General features: G+C 63.7%; 16 protein-coding genes and 1 pseudogene. 6 read left to right on the top strand and 11 right to left on the bottom strand.

Annotated elements, in window-relative coordinates; genetic code table 11:
* Positions 1-17: 17 nt before the first annotated feature.
* From OKW30_RS34380 to OKW30_RS34405, 6 genes are all read left to right on the top strand, one after another.
* Positions 18-614: a molybdopterin-dependent oxidoreductase gene (locus OKW30_RS34380; RefSeq protein WP_429348834.1), complete on the top strand. Its 597-nt coding sequence runs from the start codon at positions 18-20 to the stop codon at positions 612-614.
* Positions 615-835: 221 nt separating this feature from the next.
* The gene (locus OKW30_RS34385; RefSeq protein ID WP_429348835.1) at positions 836-1246 is read left to right on the top strand and encodes a DUF2946 domain-containing protein; all 411 of its coding nucleotides are present in this window, start codon (positions 836-838) and stop codon (positions 1244-1246) included.
* Positions 1247-1430: 184 nt separating this feature from the next.
* Positions 1431-3704 (top strand): TonB-dependent receptor, encoded by a 2274-nt coding sequence (locus tag OKW30_RS34390; protein WP_429348836.1) that lies wholly within the window; start codon positions 1431-1433, stop codon positions 3702-3704.
* Positions 3705-3774: 70 nt separating this feature from the next.
* Entirely contained in the window at positions 3775-5277 is a 1503-nt protein-coding gene (locus tag OKW30_RS34395; RefSeq protein ID WP_429348837.1) for a PepSY-associated TM helix domain-containing protein, read from the top strand.
* Between the two features lie 99 nt (positions 5278-5376).
* Entirely contained in the window at positions 5377-6171 is a 795-nt protein-coding gene (locus tag OKW30_RS34400; protein WP_184062975.1) for a DeoR/GlpR family DNA-binding transcription regulator, read from the top strand.
* Entirely contained in the window at positions 6168-7313 is a 1146-nt protein-coding gene (locus OKW30_RS34405; protein ID WP_429348838.1) for an MFS transporter, read from the top strand. The genes OKW30_RS34400 and OKW30_RS34405 overlap by 4 nt, the downstream gene beginning before the upstream one ends.
* Before the next feature lie 183 nt (positions 7314-7496).
* Here the strand turns inward: OKW30_RS34405 and OKW30_RS34410 are convergent.
* The 11 genes and pseudogenes from OKW30_RS34410 to OKW30_RS34460 all read right to left on the bottom strand — a co-directional run.
* A pseudogene (locus OKW30_RS34410) lies at positions 7497-8216 on the bottom strand (sterol desaturase family protein); the annotation flags it as partial.
* Between the two features lie 617 nt (positions 8217-8833).
* Positions 8834-9637 carry a M23 family metallopeptidase gene (locus OKW30_RS34415; protein ID WP_429348839.1) on the bottom strand — a complete coding sequence of 268 codons (804 nt, stop codon included), beginning with the start codon at positions 9635-9637 and terminating at the stop codon, positions 8834-8836.
* A 101-nt stretch (positions 9638-9738) separates the two neighbouring features.
* On the bottom strand, positions 9739-9966 hold the full coding sequence (locus OKW30_RS34420) for a hypothetical protein (protein WP_018423381.1): 228 nt from the start codon (positions 9964-9966) through the stop codon (positions 9739-9741).
* A gap of 97 nt (positions 9967-10063) precedes the next feature.
* Positions 10064-10207, bottom strand: coding sequence for a hypothetical protein (locus tag OKW30_RS34425; protein ID WP_167368704.1), 144 nt, complete (start codon positions 10205-10207; stop codon positions 10064-10066).
* A 50-nt stretch (positions 10208-10257) separates the two neighbouring features.
* Positions 10258-10548 (bottom strand): hypothetical protein, encoded by a 291-nt coding sequence (locus OKW30_RS34430; protein WP_429348840.1) that lies wholly within the window; start codon positions 10546-10548, stop codon positions 10258-10260.
* A 246-nt stretch (positions 10549-10794) separates the two neighbouring features.
* Complete coding sequence (locus OKW30_RS34435) at positions 10795-11127, bottom strand: DUF2322 family protein (protein ID WP_184064378.1); 333 nt, start codon at positions 11125-11127, stop codon at positions 10795-10797.
* Between the two features lie 618 nt (positions 11128-11745).
* Complete coding sequence (locus tag OKW30_RS34440) at positions 11746-12597, bottom strand: carbohydrate ABC transporter permease (RefSeq protein WP_018423397.1); 852 nt, start codon at positions 12595-12597, stop codon at positions 11746-11748.
* A 10-nt stretch (positions 12598-12607) separates the two neighbouring features.
* Entirely contained in the window at positions 12608-13582 is a 975-nt protein-coding gene (locus OKW30_RS34445) for a carbohydrate ABC transporter permease (protein WP_187626433.1), read from the bottom strand.
* Positions 13583-13639: 57 nt separating this feature from the next.
* Positions 13640-14896, bottom strand: a complete 1257-nt coding sequence (locus OKW30_RS34450) for an ABC transporter substrate-binding protein (protein WP_429348841.1) — start codon at positions 14894-14896, stop codon at positions 13640-13642.
* 85 nt (positions 14897-14981) lie between these two features.
* Positions 14982-16961 carry a beta-galactosidase gene (locus tag OKW30_RS34455; protein ID WP_429348842.1) on the bottom strand — a complete coding sequence of 660 codons (1980 nt, stop codon included), beginning with the start codon at positions 16959-16961 and terminating at the stop codon, positions 14982-14984.
* Between the two features lie 20 nt (positions 16962-16981).
* Positions 16982-18148, bottom strand: coding sequence for an ABC transporter ATP-binding protein (locus OKW30_RS34460; protein WP_184062990.1), 1167 nt, complete (start codon positions 18146-18148; stop codon positions 16982-16984).
* Positions 18149-18337 lie beyond the last annotated feature (189 nt).

Here is an 18337-nt window from a genome sequence, read left to right on the forward strand (position 1 = left end):
CACCCGGAGAAAACGTAATGAACAAACGCCAGTTCCTGACCAGCGCCGCGGCACTGGGCGCGGCGATCGCGCCCGCATTCGGCGCGAAGCGTGAGCACGCCGAATGCGGGCCGTCTCCAGTCCTCCTGACGATCTCCGGCGCGATCAGGCACAGCAATCGCGGCGCGCTCAATCCGGCTCTCGATCAACTGCTGGCGAAGCATCAGGTGAAGTTTTCGCAAGCGTACGGCGTCGATCTGCCGTGGCTCGCCAGCATGAAGACCGTGACGATCCATCCGACGATCGAATACGATGCGCACCCGCATACGTTTAGCGGTCCGCTGCTCACCGACGTGCTCGCAAACGTCGGCGCGCCCGACGCGGGCAGCACGCAAATCGTCATGCATGCGGTCGATGGCTACGCGGTGTTGACGACGCTCGACAAGGTACGCGAGTATCACTTCATCGTCGCGACACAAATGGACGGCAAGCCGCTGACGCTCGGCGGCGTGGGGCCGTTATGGGCGATCTACGACGCCGATCAGATTCCCGAACTCGCGGCCAAGCCACTGAAGGACCGCTTCGAATTGTCGCCGTGGGGCCTGTATCACATGCAGCTCACAGAGGCGTCATAGCGCGCCGCCGAATCGCTCGACGCACGCCTGCCGCACGCGCTCGACGGAGCTCGCCCAGTCCTCGCCCGGCGCGCGCCGGAACAGGCGCAGCGTGTACCGGCGCATTGCGCGCTTCGTCCTGGCCCTGCCCCTTCTGCAAGCTCACGAAGCTCAGGCCGTCATTGCGAATGAAAGGATCGCGCGGTGATGCTAGAATCGCGCCCGTCTTTTCTTCGACGATCATGACTCGACACTCGCGCAACCACCTGACCGCATGGCTTGGCCTCGTCGCCATGTGGCTCGTCGTGTTCGCGCCGCTCGTGAGTCAGTTGCTCGAATCGGGCCGCGCCCACGAGCCGATTGCCGCGCTATGTTCGGCGCTTCATCCGGCTGGTGCAAGCAATGTGAGCGATGCGAGCGTCGTCGCTCAATCCAGCCCCGCGCCCGTGCATCTGAGCCACGACGATGCATTCGGCGCCTGCGGCTACTGTCATCTGCTCGAACATCACGTCGCGATGCCGACGCTCGCCGCCGTCGAGCCGCCGGCCGCGCTGCCGCTGGCCGGCACCGCGCCGCCCACGCTGTCCACCCGCTTCACCCCGCTTGGCGCCTTCCCGTCGGGACGTCCGCGCGCCCCACCTGCCGTTTCCTGATCGCTACCGGTTCTGATCGCGCCTTCGTCGCCTACATCGACGAGGCCTGCGATCGCCTGTTCAATGCATCGAGGAAACGCTCATGTTCAACTTCGCGCTGCGAAGGCTCTCTTATTGCGTCCGTCGTGACGCTGTCTTTTCCGCTCATCGCGCGGTTCGTCGTTCCGTTCTTTGGCCCGCGCTCATGCCTGCCTTCGTGCCGGCTTTCGTCGCAACACCCACGCAGGCCGCCGACGCAAACACCGACGCGACGCTGCCCGCCGTCAGCGTCAGTGCGAGCGCAAGCGCGAGCGCCGCACCGCGCGCCGTCGACCCGAACCTGCCCGCCTCCGTCGAAACCGTGACGCGCGATCAGTTCGCGAACTGGAACGTCGTCAACACCGAGGACGTGCTCAAGTACATGCCGAACCTGGCGGTACGCAAGCGCTTTATCGGCGATCTGAATTCGATCATCGCGGTGCGCGGCACCGGCAATACGCAGAGCGCGCGCGGCCTCGTCTATGCGGACGGCTTGCTGCTGAGCAACCTGCTCGGCAATAGCTATTCGTTTCCGCCGCGCTGGTCGATGGTGTATCCCGACGAAATCCAGCAGGTCGACGTAATCTACGGGCCGTTTTCCGCGCTGTATCCGGGCAATTCGCTCGGCGCGACCGTGCTGATCAGCACGCGCATGCCAAAGCAGTTCGAGGCCAACGCCGACGTGAAGGCATTCACGCAGCACTTCAGCCTGTTCGGCGTGAACCAGAGCTTCAACGGCGGCGAAGCGAGCGCGTCGATCGGCGATAGCATCGGCAAGTTCTCGTACCGGCTCGGCGTCAATCATCTCGAGAACACGAGTCAGCCGCTGCAATTCGCAACACTCGCTAAATCGACCACGCCCGCCAAGGCCGGCGACACGCCCGTCACCGGCGCCTATTTCTACAACAACCAGACCAATGCGCCGACGGCCGTGCTCGGTGTGAACGGCGAAGGCATCGAGCACACGGTGCAGGACCAGTTCAAGCTGAAGATGCAGTACGACTTCACGCCGACGCTGCAGGGCGGCTTCACGCTCGGCTACTGGCACCAGACGTACAACAGCGAAACATCGACGTTCCTGCGCGACGCGGCCGGCAACCCTGTGTACAGCGGCAACGTATCGATCAACGGTTACCACTACACGATTCCGGCGGCCGCGTTTGCGCCGGGTGTCGGGCACAGCGAGAACTGGCTCTACGGCGTGTCGCTGAAAACGCGCAACGCGACCGGCTGGAACGGCGAGGCGATCGCCTCGTATTACGACATCGGCAATGGCGTCGCACGCACCGCGAATGCCGGCGGCCCGGGCAATGGCCCCGGCACCGTGCTGTTCAACGACGGCACCGGCTGGAAGACGCTGGACCTGCGCGGCACCTATACGCCTGCGACGAACCAGCCAGGACTGGCCAATCACGCACTGAGCGTCGGCTACCACTACGACAACTACTTCGTCGACAACCAGACCTACAACACGCTGAACTGGCGCGACGGCGACGCGACCTCGTTCGCCAACGCGTTCACCGGCAAGACGCAGACGCAAGCTCTTTATGCGCAGGACGCGTGGCGCTTTCTGCCGCGCTGGAAGCTCGTCTACGGCGCGCGCTATGAAGACTGGCAAGCCTACGATGGCGCACAGTCGCTGCCCGGCGCGACGATCGCGTACAGCGATGCCAGCCAGCGCCACCTTTCGCCGAAGGCGTCGTTATCGTTCGATGTCAGCGACGAGCTGACTTTGCGCGCGTCGATCGCTCGCGCGTATCGCTTTCCGACCGCGAGCGAACTGTTCCAGGGGCAAATCAACGGCTCCGCGATCGTCAACAACAATCCATATTTGCAGCCCGAAGACGATCTGTCGAAAGAGCTGAGCGCCGAATGGGCGCATTGGAATGGCGTGTTCCGCTTCTCGCTGTTTCAGGACGACGTGAAGAACACGATCTTCAGTCAGACCGACACCACCGTGATTCCGAACGTGACGAACTTCCAGAACATCGGCAAGGTTCGCTCGCGCGGCGTCGAAGCGAGCTATTCGGGCGAGGACGTGTTCGTGCGCGGGCTCGATCTGCTCGCGAGCGTCGCGTACACGCAGTCGAAGATCCTCGAGAACGCACGGAATCCGGCCTCGGTCGGCAAGTACTTCTACCGCATTCCGCTGTGGCGCGCGAATCTTGCCGCGACGTATCACTTCGACGCGCGCGCGGCGCTGACGCTCGCTGCGCGTTACTCGGGTCGTCAATACAACACGCTGACGAATACCGACACGAACCCCAACGTGTTCGGCGGCACCAGCACCTACACGGTCGCCGACGCGAAGTTCACGTTCAAGCCGACGAAGCTCAGCGAACTCGGCATCGGCGTCGACAACCTGTTCGACGCGCGCTACTTCGTCTACCACCCGTATCCGGGCCGCACGTTTTATGTCGAAGCGAAGCTGCATATCTAGGCCTGACGCAAGACGCGGCAAACCGCTTGTCGCACACGAACCATCGACCCATTTGCCCGACGAGGATTTCATGTCCACGACTCGAACCGCCGAACGCGTGCGCGCGCAGAACGGTACAACCGCCGCCGCGAGCGGCCCGACACATCCAGGCTATCGAACCCTGTGGCGCTGGCACTTTTACGCGGGCCTCTTCGTGATGCCTTTTCTACTGGTGCTCGCCATCACCGGCACGCTGTATTGCTTCCAGCCGCAGATCGAGCCGCTGCTTTATCGACAGCAACTGGTCGTCGCACCGCAAGCCGTGCCGAGGCTGGCCGACAACGCGCTGCTCGCGAAAGCGCGCGCGGCGATGCCGCCCGGCTCGATCGCGACGACCGCGGTGATCACGCGCGATCCGCAACGCAGCGCCGAATTCGTATTTCGTCTCGCCGACGGCACGCAGCAGAGCGTCTATCTGAATCCGTATAGCGGCGAGGTGCTGGGCACGCTGAGCGTCGAGCATCGCTTGATGCAGGTGGATCGCATGCTTCATCGCAAGCTGCTGCTCGGCAAGCCCGGCGAACTGCTGATGGAACTGGCCGCATGCTGGACGCTCGTGATGATCGGCACCGGCGTCGCACTATGGTGGCCGCGCGGCAAAACGACCACGCGCGCTGTGCTGCTGCCGCGCCTGGCGCTGAAAGGACGTCCGCTATGGAAAAGTCTTCACGCGGTGATCGGCATCTGGCTCGCCCTTGGCGCACTTGCGTTCGTATTGACGGGGCTGCCGTGGACCGGCTCGTGGGGCAAGCAGTTCAAGGCGTTCGCGACCGCGACGCAGCTTGGCGCTCCGCCGGGCGCGTGGGGCGGTTTGCCGTTGCGCTCCATCGTGCCGGGAACGCCCTCGGACCACCCGGACCACGCGAGCGCCACGCTCGCGCATGCCACGCGCGCCGACATGGGCTCGATGCCCGGCATGGTCATGGACGACCTGCCGTTGCCGCTGACGCCGTGGGCCGCGGGCAACGCGAGCGTGCCCTCTTCCGCGGCCACCGACGCGGCGCAGCCTCTGTCGCTCGGGCATATCGTCGCGCTCGCCGCGTCGCTCGGTATCGCGGACGGCTACCGCATCGTGCTGCCGAACTCCGCAGCCGGCGTCTACACGCTCTCCTGGTTCCCCGCGAATCCCAAAGACGAACGCACGCTGTACGTCGACCAATACAGCGGCGCGATCCTGAAGGACATTCGCTACGGCGATTACGGCGCGATCGCGAAGGCCGTGTCGTACGGCACCTCGCTGCATATGGGTCGCTACTTCGGCGTCGCGAATCAGATACTGTGCGCGGCCATTTCGCTCGGCCTTGGCGCGCTCGCTGTGACCGGCTTCGTGATGTGGTGGAAACGTCGGCCGCAACGCTCGCTCGGCGCGCCGTCGCGCGAGCGCGCCGCGCCGCCGATGCGTGGCTGGAAAACCGGCCTCGCGCTTCTCGGCGTCGTTTTCCCGCTGATGGGCGCAACGCTCGTCGCGGTGTGGCTGCTCGACCGGCTGGTTTTCGGCCGTGACTCACCACCCGAACCGAACGGCGTCGCGTGAGATCAAGACGAGCCGGGGCGCACCGCTTGTGCCTCACGAGCGTTTACGATATATTTTGCTCGATTATGATCGATTCACGCCGAAACGGAGACGAGATCCATGCAGCGAACCCGGGAAGATGCAATCAACGGGCTACTGCCCGAGCAGCGCGAAGCACTGATTCTGGAGCGATTGCGCACGCATGGTCGCGTGCTCGCGGCCGAGCTGGCCGCCGAGCTGCAGATCTCCGAGCACACCGTGCGCCGTCATCTGCGCGATCTCGCGGATCAGGGGCACTGCAAGCGCGTGTACGGCGGTGCGCTACTGATGTCGCCCGCCGACAAACCCGCGGCGCTGCGCATGCATGAGGCCGTCGATCGCAAGGCACGCCTTGCCGCGGCGGCCGTATCGATCGTTCGTCCGAAGCAGATCGTGCTGCTCGACGCAGGCACGACGAACGTCGCGATCGCGGCGGCGCTGCCCGACAACGCCGGCCTGAGCGTCGTCACGAATTCGCCCGAGGCCTGCGCGCGGCTGCTGAACCGCCCCGGTATCGACGTGATCCTGATCGGCGGCCGCATCGCCGGCGGCGCGGCGGGCTCGCTCGGCGCGACCGCGCTGCTGCAGATCCAACAGATCCGCGCGGATCTCTGTTTTCTCGGCGCCTGCGCCTTCGACCCCGACGAAGGCGTCGCCGTATTCGACGCAGAGGACGCCGAATTGAAACGCGCGATGGTCAAAGCGAGTAGCCAGATCGCCATCGCACTGACTTCGGAAAAGCTCATGACAGCGGCGCCGTTCGCGGTAGCGCCTGTTTCGGCCGTCGATTATCTGTTCGTCGAAGCGGACGTGCCGCACGCGCGTGTCGCGAGCCTCCAGGCCGTCTGCGATAACGTGATGACGGCACGCCCATGAACTCACTCGTCAGGGAACGCATCGCGACGCTCGCCGTCTTTCTCGCCAACGGTTTCGGCATCGGCGCATGGGCGGTCGAGGTGCCGCGCATCAAGGAAAGCCTGGCGCTCAGCGACACCTCGCTCGGCATCGCGCTGTTCTGCTTCGCGCTCGGCGCCATCGTTGCGATGCCGCTCGCGGGACAGCTCGCGCCGCGCGTCGGCAGCGGCCGCGCCACCGCGCTGCTCGGCGCGGCATTCGCGATCGCGCTGCCGTTGCCCGCACTCGCGCCGGGCATGCTGACGTTGTGCGTGGTGCTGTTTGCGCTTGGCGCGTCGAACGGCGCGCTCGACGTGTCGATGAACGGACATGCGAGCGCGATCGAAACACGCTGGCGCGCGCCGATCATGTCGTCGTTTCATGCCGCGTGGAGCGCGGGCGGCCTGCTTGGCGCGGCGAGCGGCGCGATGTTGCAGAAAAGCGGCGTCGGCGTCGTGGGCGGGCTGTTCGCGCCTGATCTGTTCATCGCGGCCCTGATCATTTTCGCCGCGTCGTTTGCGTTGCGCGATATCGGTCCGCGCGCGGCCGCCGCGTCGAGCGGCTTCGCATGGCCCGACAGCAGCGTGATGAAACTGGCGCTGCTCGCGTTCATGTGCATGCTCGTCGAAGGCGCGGTGGCCGACTGGAGCGCGGTGTACCTGCGCTCCACATTGAACCAGGAAGCGAGCGTCGCCGCGATCGGCTACTCCGCGTTCGCGTTTTCGATGGCGGCCTGCCGGATCGCCGGCGACGCATCGGTGCGGCGCTTCGGTTCGAGCAAGGTCGTCGCGCTCGGCGGTCTGATCGCGCTCGCCGGACTCGCGCTCGTGCTGAGCCTGTCGACGGTGCTGAGCGCGTGCGTCGGCTTCGCGATGGTCGGCATCGGTCTCGCGAATATCGTTCCGGTGATTTTCAGCGCGGCGGGTCGCTCGAGCGCGACGCCGGCGATCGGCGTGTCGATGGCGGCCACGTTCGGCTATGCGGGCTTTCTGGTCGGGCCGCCGCTGATCGGTTTCGGTGCCGGCGTGCTCGGCCTGCGCGCGGCGCTGGGCGTGCTCGTGATGGCCACGCTGATCGTGTCGCTGCTGGACGGCAAGGCGGTGCGCGCCGCGCAACCCGCGTAGCCAGCGTTATTTCGCTTTCTTGTCGAGCACGGCAAGCGGCTTGCGAACGGGTAACGCATCGCGTGCCGCATGCTGACCCAATGGCCAGCTGAACGCGCCGAGCAGCGAGCTCGGCTGCGTACCATCGTCGAGACCGGTGGCGGGCCACTCGTGTTTCGCGGGCACCCAACGCGTGCCGAACACGTGATCCCACATCGGCAATAGCTGCGTGAAGTTGTGATTGAGATGCTCGGCGCGAATCGAGTGATGCAGCCGGTGATACTGCGGATTGTTGACCCACGTGACGTAGCGGCCCAAGTCCATGCGCAGATTCAGATGCGCGAAATAGTTGCCGAACATGAACACGATCGAGGTCGCACCGACGATCCACGGCTCGACCTTGAACAGTACGCCGACGAGCGGATAAAGCAGGCAGCCCTTGAGCAGCACTTCTATCCAATGATGCCGCAACGTGATCGTCACGTTGAAATCCACCGCGCTATGGTGCAGCGAATGCAGCTTCCACAGGATGGGCCATGTGTGCTGCAAGCGATGAAACGCGTATTCGAGGAAATCGATCGTCAGCAGCACGATCACGAACGAAGCGAGCGCGCCCCACCCGCGCGACACCAGCACCACCATCCCGCCGCCGAGTGCATTGACGATCGCGACGCTCGCGGCCGCCGTCAGCGGCTTCGTGGCTTCCGCCAACGCCAGATACAGACCCGCATACGCCATGTTCAGACGCTGCCCCGCGCGCGATTGCAGCAATGCGGCCGGCCAGCGACGCTCGAGCAACGCACCGACGCCCATCATGACCATGACGAGCGCGTAGGCTTGCAGCCACAGGCTCGCGTGGTGCAGCAATGCGGGAAACGGGCTCGACGCTAACATGGAATTCCCTGATGCGGCGGTCGTTAGCATGATCTTCGCAGCCCGCCGGCCCGCGCGCAAGCGCCCTTTAGCGGGGCCCGCCGCGAATTCGGCTTCACCCGCGAGCACGAAAAAAAAATGGCGGGGTCATCGCTTCACGCCGTCACGATCGCGAGCGGACGTTAGATGCAGCCGTAACGTCCGCTCGCGTCGTCGTTGTTTGTCGACATCCGTTTGCAATTGGCCCCGCCCCACCTCGCAAGTTGCGCCACGCTCCCCGAGCGCGAATCGCGAAGATTTTTGCTGCCGTCGGCATTTGTTCACTGCGTGAAATCCCGGCTGCAACATGTGTAGTTCTTGTGCATTCGTCATTGCAATGGCTATGCCATGCTGGAATGAAGGCTTGCTACGTATGGAGAAATGCCTGCCGGGGCACTTCGAAGCGGGCCTGATCGCACGCAATGCATCGGAAATGAGACGCCGCGGGAATGCCCCGACGCCTTCGTGCTGGCTCGTACACGTCGTTCGACGCGCGCGGGAATACCCGAACGCGCATTGACGGATCAAGGTTTGCGACCCGTACCAGTCAACATGCCGACACGTCATGCGACGAAAGCGCGCCTGAATCATGCGGACCGGCGTGTCGCAAAGTTGAGACGGCAAGCGGCTTACAGCAGCGCGGTCAAATGCGCGACACGCGACTCGAACTGCCGTAATTCATCGCCGGCAAGCGACCTCTTCCGCGGCAGGTCGACCTTGAGCGGATCCTGCGGCACATCGTTCACGTGGACCTCGAAATGCAGATGCGGTCCGGTTGCCCAACCGGTCTTGCCGACATAGCCGATCACCTGATCGCGCATTACGCGGCTGCCGGAGCGCAGTCCTTTCGCGAAGCGCGACAGATGCGCGAACGTCGTAGAAAACAGTGCCGGGTTCTGAATGACGACCACGTTGCCATAACCGGTCTGACGGCCGATAAAGCGGATTACGCCGCGCGCGGTGGCACGCACGGGCGTGCCAACCGGCGCGGCAAGGTCGACACCGTCATGACTTTGCCAACGACGCAGCACCGGATCGAAGCGGCGCAACGAGAAAGCCGACGACACGCGCGTGAAGTCGAGCGGATAGCGCTCGAACGCAGGCCCTCGGCTGACGCCGTCTTTCGAGTAGTAGACCGGTTGGCCGTGAAGATTTTTCTGAAGGAACACGTCGTGCGCGGTCGAGCCTCGCATGATGCGCACCGCGAGCGGTTCGCGCGATGCGTCTTTGCTGTTGTCGCTACCGGTGTCGAATACGGCGCGCACGCGGTCGCCAGGTTGCAGATCGCGCGACAGATCGAGCTCGTCGTGAAACGCGCGCGACAGAATGGCTGTGGTGCCCGCATCGACGCCGATGCTCTGCGCGGCCGCCGCGAATGTACGCTCGACCGGCGCTTCCCTCACGGTGTACGCGGGAGCTTGCGCAGCGGGCACGACCGGTGCGGGTGCCGACGCCGGTATCGGCACGCGGGCAACGGCCCGCGTCGAGTCCTTGCTCAGGAGCGAGACGTCGGGGTCGCCGTTGCGCGACCGGGTTACGACAACGAAGCAAGCATGTTCGACAGCCGTCGGACATGGGCCTTGAACGCGTCGCTCGTTTCGCGGTTCGTGGTGGGATTCAGATGCGAGCTTTCGGCGAGTTGCGCCTGCTCGTGAAAGTCGTTGGCGATCCTGCGCCTGATATCGTCGGGCAGCGACCGCACGATGGAGACCAGCAAAGCCTCTTCGGCATGCAGCATGCCGAGAATCGAATGTGTGTCCATACGGGAACCTCCGTGGGGAACATCGTCGGTGCCGGCCGGCAGTGGCGCCGGCGCTCCTCATGTTACCCCGTTGGTTCCGCGTCGTTGGTCGTGCGCGTTACTCTGCGATCGAATAGCGCGACGGACGAGCACGCGGCTGCTCCGCCTCACGCTCGACGCGCGGACTCGCGCCGCGGATGAACAGGACCGCGCAAAACGCGACCATGGCCCAGATGCAAAGAATGACGGTCAAAGCGCTCATGTCAGTTTCCGGAACTGCGGGTTAATACGGTGATGCTGCCGCGTAGGCTGTCAATGCAGCGTGGAGCGCTCGGGCGCACCGAACAGCAGTTCATCGATCAGGGCGGTCGTGAACGTCAGCTGCGTTTCGAGCGATTGGCGCGCGGCTTGCGCGCCCGCTTCGTCGCTTCGGGCGATGGCCGCGTGTGCCTGCGTGGCCAGACGCACGATGGCTTCGGAACCGCGTTGCAGTTCGCGCATCGCGCGGTCGTCCGGACCCGGCGTCGGCTGATCCCGTTCCGAGGTGGTGAGTTCCGGCGGGTCGGCGTCGAACCGGTGGGGTTTGTTGTGACGGGAAGACATCCGGGGCTCCTGACGGAAAAGCGCGATATACGCGACGGGACGAACCCAGTGTGCGCCGCCCCACGCGTTTCAATTCACCGAACAGAAGCCGAATCTGAAGCCAATCCGGGGGCTTCGGGAAAAACAAGGGTTTTTACCGAGCAATTAGCGCAGGTGGGCCGCAAATCCCGTCGCCGGGGCGTTGGAATTCGCGGCAGCGGCAGGAAAACCTCTACCTTGCCGGCGCGGAAAAGACTTTGAGCGGCCTCAAGCTGCCGGAACAACATCGATGCGCAATGCCTCGCCGCCAGCGGCAATCGCCAGCAGGTGATCGACGTTCGGATGCGCGCCCGGACGGTTGCGCGCGTCGGCCGTATGCTCGGCAAACAGCGCGAGGCCGTGTTCGGCCGCCTTCGCGTCGAGCGTGCCGAACGCGCCGCGCAGGTAGTTGTACACCGCGAGCGAGCCCTGCTTGCCAGGTTTGTTCTCGATGCTAGCGACCACGGTACCGCTGCCGTTGACCAGATCGATGCGTGCGATGCCGTCGATTGCCGGCATTCTGGCGAGATTTTCCTTGAAAACGTTGCTCGGCTCGATCATTGAAACCACTCCTTCCGTTCTAAAAAATGCATGGCGGGCCGTATCTTATCCGATGGGCGGCGAGCGGGCGAATTGGTGGCCTCGACGGATCGGCACGCGCATCTGATACCTGGTCTGGTATTCTTGGTAATTTTTCGCATCGCCCCTGGCCTCGACAGATCAAAGAAAAGCGAAGGAAGTCGGCATGGAGGCGAAAGCAATGCGTCGGCTCCATGACGAGTGAATGCTTCGACATGCAGTCTTACCTCGACCAACCCGTTCGCGTTGACGGGCGGCGCCAGCCGTACGCTGACGTGGACGCTGAAGTACGCTGATCCGGCCTGATAGCGGCAGGCGCCTTCCTTCCTGTTTTCAGGCAGGAAGGCCTCGTTCGATGGTTGATAGGGGTAGCAGCCATACCGGAAGCAGAAGTTGGACTTCGCGAGCCAAGTCGGCGAAGGCAAGCGGCCTCTCGATAGTGCGCGCGGCGTTGAATGCCGTTATGCAGCGGGTCAACCCGGCGTCAGCTGAAAAGCGTTGATCGAGAAGTCAGCGTGCGAGCAGCTGCGCGCCGCACCGAAAAAAGCCCGCTTCCGCGGGCAACCCTTCTCTACGCGGCAGCGCCACGCGTGAACAGCATCACCCCTTCGTCGCGCCAAACGTCAGACCCGCGACGAAATGCTTCTGCATCGCAAAGAACATCATGACCGATGGCAGCGCCGCCAGAATCGATCCCGCCGAAACGAGATTCCACGCGGTCGTCCACTGCCCTTTCAGCGCGGCCACGCCGACCGTGATCGGCGCGGCGTCGTCGCCTTGCGTCAGACACAAGGCCCAGAAATAATCGTTCCACACGAACGTGAACACGAGGATCGCCAACGCCGCGAGCGCGGGACGAATCAGCGGCAGCACGATCCTGAAGAACACGGTCCACTCGTTCGCCCCTTCGATGCGCGCCGCCTCGACCAGCTCGAATGGCAGCTGCTTGATGAAGTTGCGCAGAAACAGCGCGCAAAAGCCGGTCTGGAACGACACATGAAACAGAATCAGCGCGCTCACGGTATTGAACAGACCGAGTTGCAACGACAGATCCCGCACCGGAATCATCAGCACCTGGATCGGCACGAAGTTGCCCGCGACGAACGTCGCGAACAACGTCGAATTGCCGCGAAAGCGATAGATCGCCAAGGCAAAGCCCGCCATCGCCGCGAGTGCGATCGAACCCACTACGGAAGGAACCGTAATCAGCACGCTATTCCAGAAGTAATGCAGCATCGGCGACGTCGTCAATGCCTCGCGATAGTTATCGAACATCGCGAAGTGCTTCGGCCATCCCCAGTAATTGCCCTCGCTCAGTTCTTCGGTCGAACGCACGGACGTGACCAGCACCGCGATCATCGGCAACAGCCAGATCACGAGTGCAATCGGCAACGTCAGTTTGTATGCGCGGCGCGTGGCCGGCTTCCATTTGTCGATCGGAATCGGAAACATCAGCGGCTCCTCATTGCTCGGCGCGCAGCATTCGCCGCAGGTGATAGACGATGTACACGAGCATGATGCCGAACAGCACCACCGCGATCGCCGCCGAATAGCCGATGCGGTAGTACTTGATCGCCTGGTCGTACATGAAATAGGCGAGCACCGTCGAGCTTTCGAACGGACCGCCGCCCGTCATCACCGAAATCAGATCGAAGCTGCGCAGCGCGCCGATGATCGTCACGACGATGGCCATGAACGTCGTGGGCCGCAACTGCGGCAGGATGACATGCCAGAGCATCGACCAGCCCTGCGCGCCTTCCATTCGCGCAGCTTCGATCTGCTCGGCGTTCAACGTGGTCAAGCCGGTCAGATAAAGAATCATGCAGTACGCGGTTTGCGGCCACAGCGCCGCGAACACGATGCCGAGCGTCGCATAGCGCGGATCGCCGAGCACCGGCACGCCGTGGCCGAGCATCATTGCGAGCAGGCCAAAGGTCGGATCGTAGAACCATGAAAAGATCAGTCCGACCACGACCCCCGACAACACGAATGGCGCGAAAAACAGCGACTTGACGATGCGGATGCCCGCCACCGCCTGATTCAGATACAGCGCGACGGCGAGGCCCATCGGCGGTGCGAGCAAAAACAGCACGAGCCAGATCAGGTTGTTCTTGAGCGCCGTATAGAACGTGGGCGTATGGACCAGCTCGATGTAGTTCGCGAGGCCGATGAAGGTCGGCTCGGTCATCCCATCCCAGTTGAAGAAGCTAAGGCGGATCGTCGAGAGGATCGGCCACACCACGTACACGGCCACCATGAAGCAGGCCGGCGCGAGAAACAGGAACGCGGCGCGCCGCTGCCGCCGCGCGGTCGGCGTCGGGCCGCGCCGGCGCGACGCGACCGACGCGCCGCCCAGCGCACCGCTCGACGCCGGCAAGCCCGGGCCGCCGGGTTCAACAGGACCGTCGACGCTATGACGGCTGACGGAATGCGACACGATCAATCTCCCGATCCAATCCGATGCATCGGACAGCGGCCTTGCGGCCGCCGCCGCTCACTTCTTGTAGATACGCTGACGCGTCTGCTCGAGCTGCGCGAGGACGTCGTCCAGTTTCGACGGATCGGAGACGAACTGCTGCATCCCCTTCATCCCTTCGTCGGCCATTTCCTTCGTCATGTCGCGATCGTAGAACTGCGCAATGCCGCCCTTCGTGTTCGACAGGATCTGGAAGCCGATCTTCGAAATCGGATCTTCTGGCTCCGGCGATTTGCTGTTCGCCGACAACGAGCCGAGTCCCTTCGCGAGTTGCGCACCGATCTGAGGCGTCTCGACGAACGCAAGGAACGTGTGCGCATCGGACTTGTTCTTCGCTTTCGACGGAATATGCAGCGATTCGACCGGTCCATCCTCGGCGGTCGGCACCTTGGAGTCGATGATCGGGAACTGGAAGTACCCCATCTGCGGCTTCACGTTGTCCGGGAAACCCGCCGCAATGAACGTCCCCATCAGCATCATGGCAGCCTTGCCCTGGAACAGGAACGGCTGCACCGCGTCGAGATCGTAGGACAGTGAATTGTTGATGAAATAGCCGTCGTCGATCAGTTGCTTCCACGTCGTATAGACCTTCTTCACGCGCGGATCGGTGTACGGAATTTCGCCGGCCATCAGCTTCTGGTGAAACGCATTGCCGTTCAGGCGCAGATCGAGATAATCGAACCAGCCGGCCAGCGTCCAGGCATCGCGGCCCGCCACCGCGATCGGCGTAATGCCGGCGGCCTTCAGCTTTTTCGCGGCGTCGAGAAACTCGTCCCACGTTTTCGGCTCGCCCTTGATGCCGGCCTTCTCGAACAGGTCCTTGCGATAGAACATCCCCCACGAGTAGTACACGGTCGGCGCGGCATACTGCTTGCCCTTGTACGACGATGCTTCCTTCGTCGACGCATACATGTCGTTCCAGCCGTTCTTCTGCCAGTCGCCGGTCAGATCCTCGAACAGGCCACGCTGCGCGTAATACGCCATACGCTCGCCGTCGTGCCAGTTGACGATATCGGGCGCGACAGTCGAAAGCCAACCCGGCAACTGAACCTTGTAGGCTTCCTCATCGATGAACGATACCTTCACGTCGATCCCGGGATGCGCCTTCTTGAACTCGTCGACCACCTGCTGCCAAACCGCGCGCTGGCTCGCGCCCTTGTACGCGATGTTCAGCGCGAGCGTGGCCGCCTGCGCGGTGCCGACGACGACCGAGGTCCCCGCGGCAACCGCGGCCAGCGCGAGCGCCAACAGAATCTTGCGTGGTTTCAGTTTCATCCTGACTGTCTCCTTCATTCCATGGTTTTTACGTCGTTGTCGCTTCTATATCGAATGACTGCGTGGAATTGCCAAGGCCGGACTTCTATTGCGAGCGGTAGACCGCTACCCCTTGCGGCGCCACCTCCCGCGAGCCGATCACGAATGCGTCGTCGGAAATGTCGTCGAGCGCGTGGGTTCGATCGCCATAGTTGAACACATACGTCAGTCCGCCGCGACGGCTGATGCGCACGCTGTCGCCGAGTGCCTGCGTTTCGAGGCCCGCTTCCTGCGCGATGCGCGCGAACAGGCGCACGGTCAAGGCGTCGTCGAACAGGCTCGCGAAGTAGTGATACGCGCCGCTTCGCACGTACGCCGGATGATCGTCCGCGAAACGCGCCCGCACGTCGAATGAAGATGATGCATCGCTGTCGATGAAATCGCGCCAGTGTCGCGCGAAGCCCTCGGCGGCACCGCCCTGCTGTTCCAGCAGCACCGCTTCGGTCACGTTCGGCCGCATCGATTCGACGCGCCACACGCGCAGCGGCAGCACCGACGTCAATGCGCCCGGCGGCAGATTCGCCGGAATCCGCAGCTCGCGCGTCTTCGATCCGGTGCGTGGACCGAGCACGACCTGCGCGCCCGAGCGCGCGAGACGTTCGGCGAAATCGTCGGGCACGACCGGCAGCGGCGGCAAGACGACGAGGCTATAACCATCGAACGATGCATCGGCCGGCACGACATCGACGTCGAGTCCAAGCGCGCGCAAAGCCGAGTAGTACTCGAACGCGAACCGCGGATAGTGAAAGTCCGCGCCCTGCGGATGAATCTCGAACAACCACTTCGCTTCATAGTCGTAGACGAGCGCGACTTTCGAGCGGATCGACGCATTGGCATCGGCGTTCGCGGCGAGCACCGCGTGAATTTCGGACGCCACCCGCGATGCTTCATTGCCGCCGACGTCGAGCCGGTTATCGGGCGTATTGAGACCCGCGTGCATCTGCTCCTGCGCGAACGGCGCCTGACGCCAGCGGAAATACGACACGCAGCCCGCGCCGTGGGCGAACGCTTCCCAGCTCCACAGCCGCACCATGCCCGGCAGCGGCGCCGGATTCCACTGCGCCCAGTTCACCGGACCCGGCTGCTGCTCCATCACCCAGAACGGCAGCTTCGACATGCCGCGATAGACGTCGTGATTGAACGACGCGAAGTCCGGATGACCAGTGCGCAACCAGCGCGCCTTGATGTCCGGCGCGAACCACTGCTCTTCGAGCGCGCCGAGCGGATAGCTGTCCCACGTTGCGACGTCGAGATCGGCCGCGACCTTGTAGTGATCGAACTCGGTGAAGAGCTGCATGAAGTTGTGCGCGACCGGCCGCCCCGGCGAATGCGCGCGAATGATCTCGACCTGCATGCGGTTGTAGCGCGCCACTTCGTCGGATGCGAAGCGCCGGTAGTCGAGACGATGCGAAGGATGCGCCTCGGTCACGGTGCCGACCGGCGCGTCGATTTCTTCGAAGCCGCGGTACTCCATGCTCCAGAACACTGTGCCCCACGTCTCGTTCAACGCCTGGATCGTGCGATAACGCGCCTTCAGCCACTCGCGAAAGCGCGCGACCGCGGCCGGCGAATAGCTGACCACCGTGTGATGACAGCCAAATTCGTTATCGGTCTGCCAGAAAGCGACCGCCGGATGCTTGCCGTAACGCTCGGCCACCGCCGTGCAAATACGACGCGAAGCCTCGAAATACGCGGGCGACGAGAAGTCGTAATGACGCCGTGAGCCGAACGCGCGCGGACGTCCATCGGCGCCGATCGGCAGGATCTCCGGATGACGATCGATCAGCCACTTCGGCGGCGTCGCGGTCGGCGTACACATGACGACCTTCAGGCCAGCCGCGCCGAGCACGTCGACGGCACGATCGAGCCAGTCCCAGTCGTATTCGCCGGGAGTCGGCTCGATCCGGCTCCAGGCGAATTCCGCAATCCGCACCTGCTCGATGCCAAGCGCTTTCATCCGGCGCGCGTCGTCGTCCCACATCGACTCGGGCCAGTGCTCCGGGTAATAACAGACTCCAAGACGCATCCCTATGTCCCCAGTGTTTTTCAAGCGTAGTGTTCGACGGATTCGAGCGACGCGGCCGCGAAACCGTCCTCGGTAAACAGATGACAGGCCGTGCGCGACACCCGCAGGCTCGCGCGATCGCCTGGAGCCAGGCGCGTGTTGCCGGGCGCCTTGGCGATCAGAACGGCGCCGCCGGGTTGATCGAGGTGCACGTAGCTGTGTTCGCCAAGCTGCTCGACGAGCGATACGGTGCGCGCGAGCACGCCGTCTTGCGACGCGGCCGCATTGGTCGTGGCCGATGCATCGACGAACTCGAGATGCTCGGGACGCACGCCGAACGTGACCGGCTGCGCTGGCTGCAATCCGGCGCTGCTGACCGGCACACGCACGTTCTCGCCGGTGTGATCGAGCGTGACGAGCACGCCCTGCGCATCGAGCGACGCCACCTTGCCCGGCAGGAAATTCATTCGCGGCGAGCCGATAAAGCCGGCCACGAAGCGGCTTTTCGGGCGGTGATACAGCTCGAGCGGCGCGCCGATTTGCGCGATGCTGCCGTAGCGCTCGGTGTCCTTGCCCGAATGCAGCAGCACGATCTTGTCGGCGAGCGTCATCGCTTCGATCTGATCGTGCGTCACGTAGACCACGCTCGCCTTCGCAAACTGCTTATGCAGACGCGCGATTTCGACGCGCGTTTGTCCGCGCAAGGTTGCATCGAGATTGGACAGCGGTTCGTCGAACAGAAACACGCCGGGCTCGCGAACGATCGCGCGGCCGATCGCGACGCGCTGCCGCTGCCCGCCCGACAGCGCCTTCGGCTTGCGCTCGAGCAGTGCCTCGAGTTGCAGGATGCGCGCGGCTTCACGCACCTTGCGCTCGATTTCATCCTTCGGGGTCTTCGCGAGTTTCAGGCCGAACGCCATGTTCTCGAACACGCTCATGTGCGGAAACAGCGCGTAGCTCTGGAACACCATCGCTACGCCACGCTGCGCGGCCGGCACGTCGTTGACGATCTTCCCGCCGATCGACAGGTCGCCGTCGGTCACATCCTCGAGCCCGGCGATCATGCGCAACAGCGTTGACTTGCCGCAACCCGACGGGCCGAGAAACACGCAGAACTCGTTTTCGCCGATGTCCAGATCGACGTTGCGAATCACCGGTGCACCGTCGCCATACGCCTTCTGCACGCCTCGTAACGAAATGCTCGCCATTGCATCGACTCCGTGATTTAATCGGCGCGAAGTCGGAGATTAAGCGCTTAATCAGCGCGACCGAAAAATCGATCGCAAGGCGATCGTTGGTCTGTCTCCGATATCGTTTTGTACGTTGGTTCGATGACAGATGTTGCCGCGCCTCGCGCCGCGACGCAAATGTCGGACAGCCATCCCAAATACTGGCCA

Origin of the sequence: Paraburkholderia sp. Clong3, assembly GCF_050436485.1 — a bacterium.
Taxonomy (GTDB): domain Bacteria; phylum Pseudomonadota; class Gammaproteobacteria; order Burkholderiales; family Burkholderiaceae; genus Paraburkholderia; species Paraburkholderia tuberum.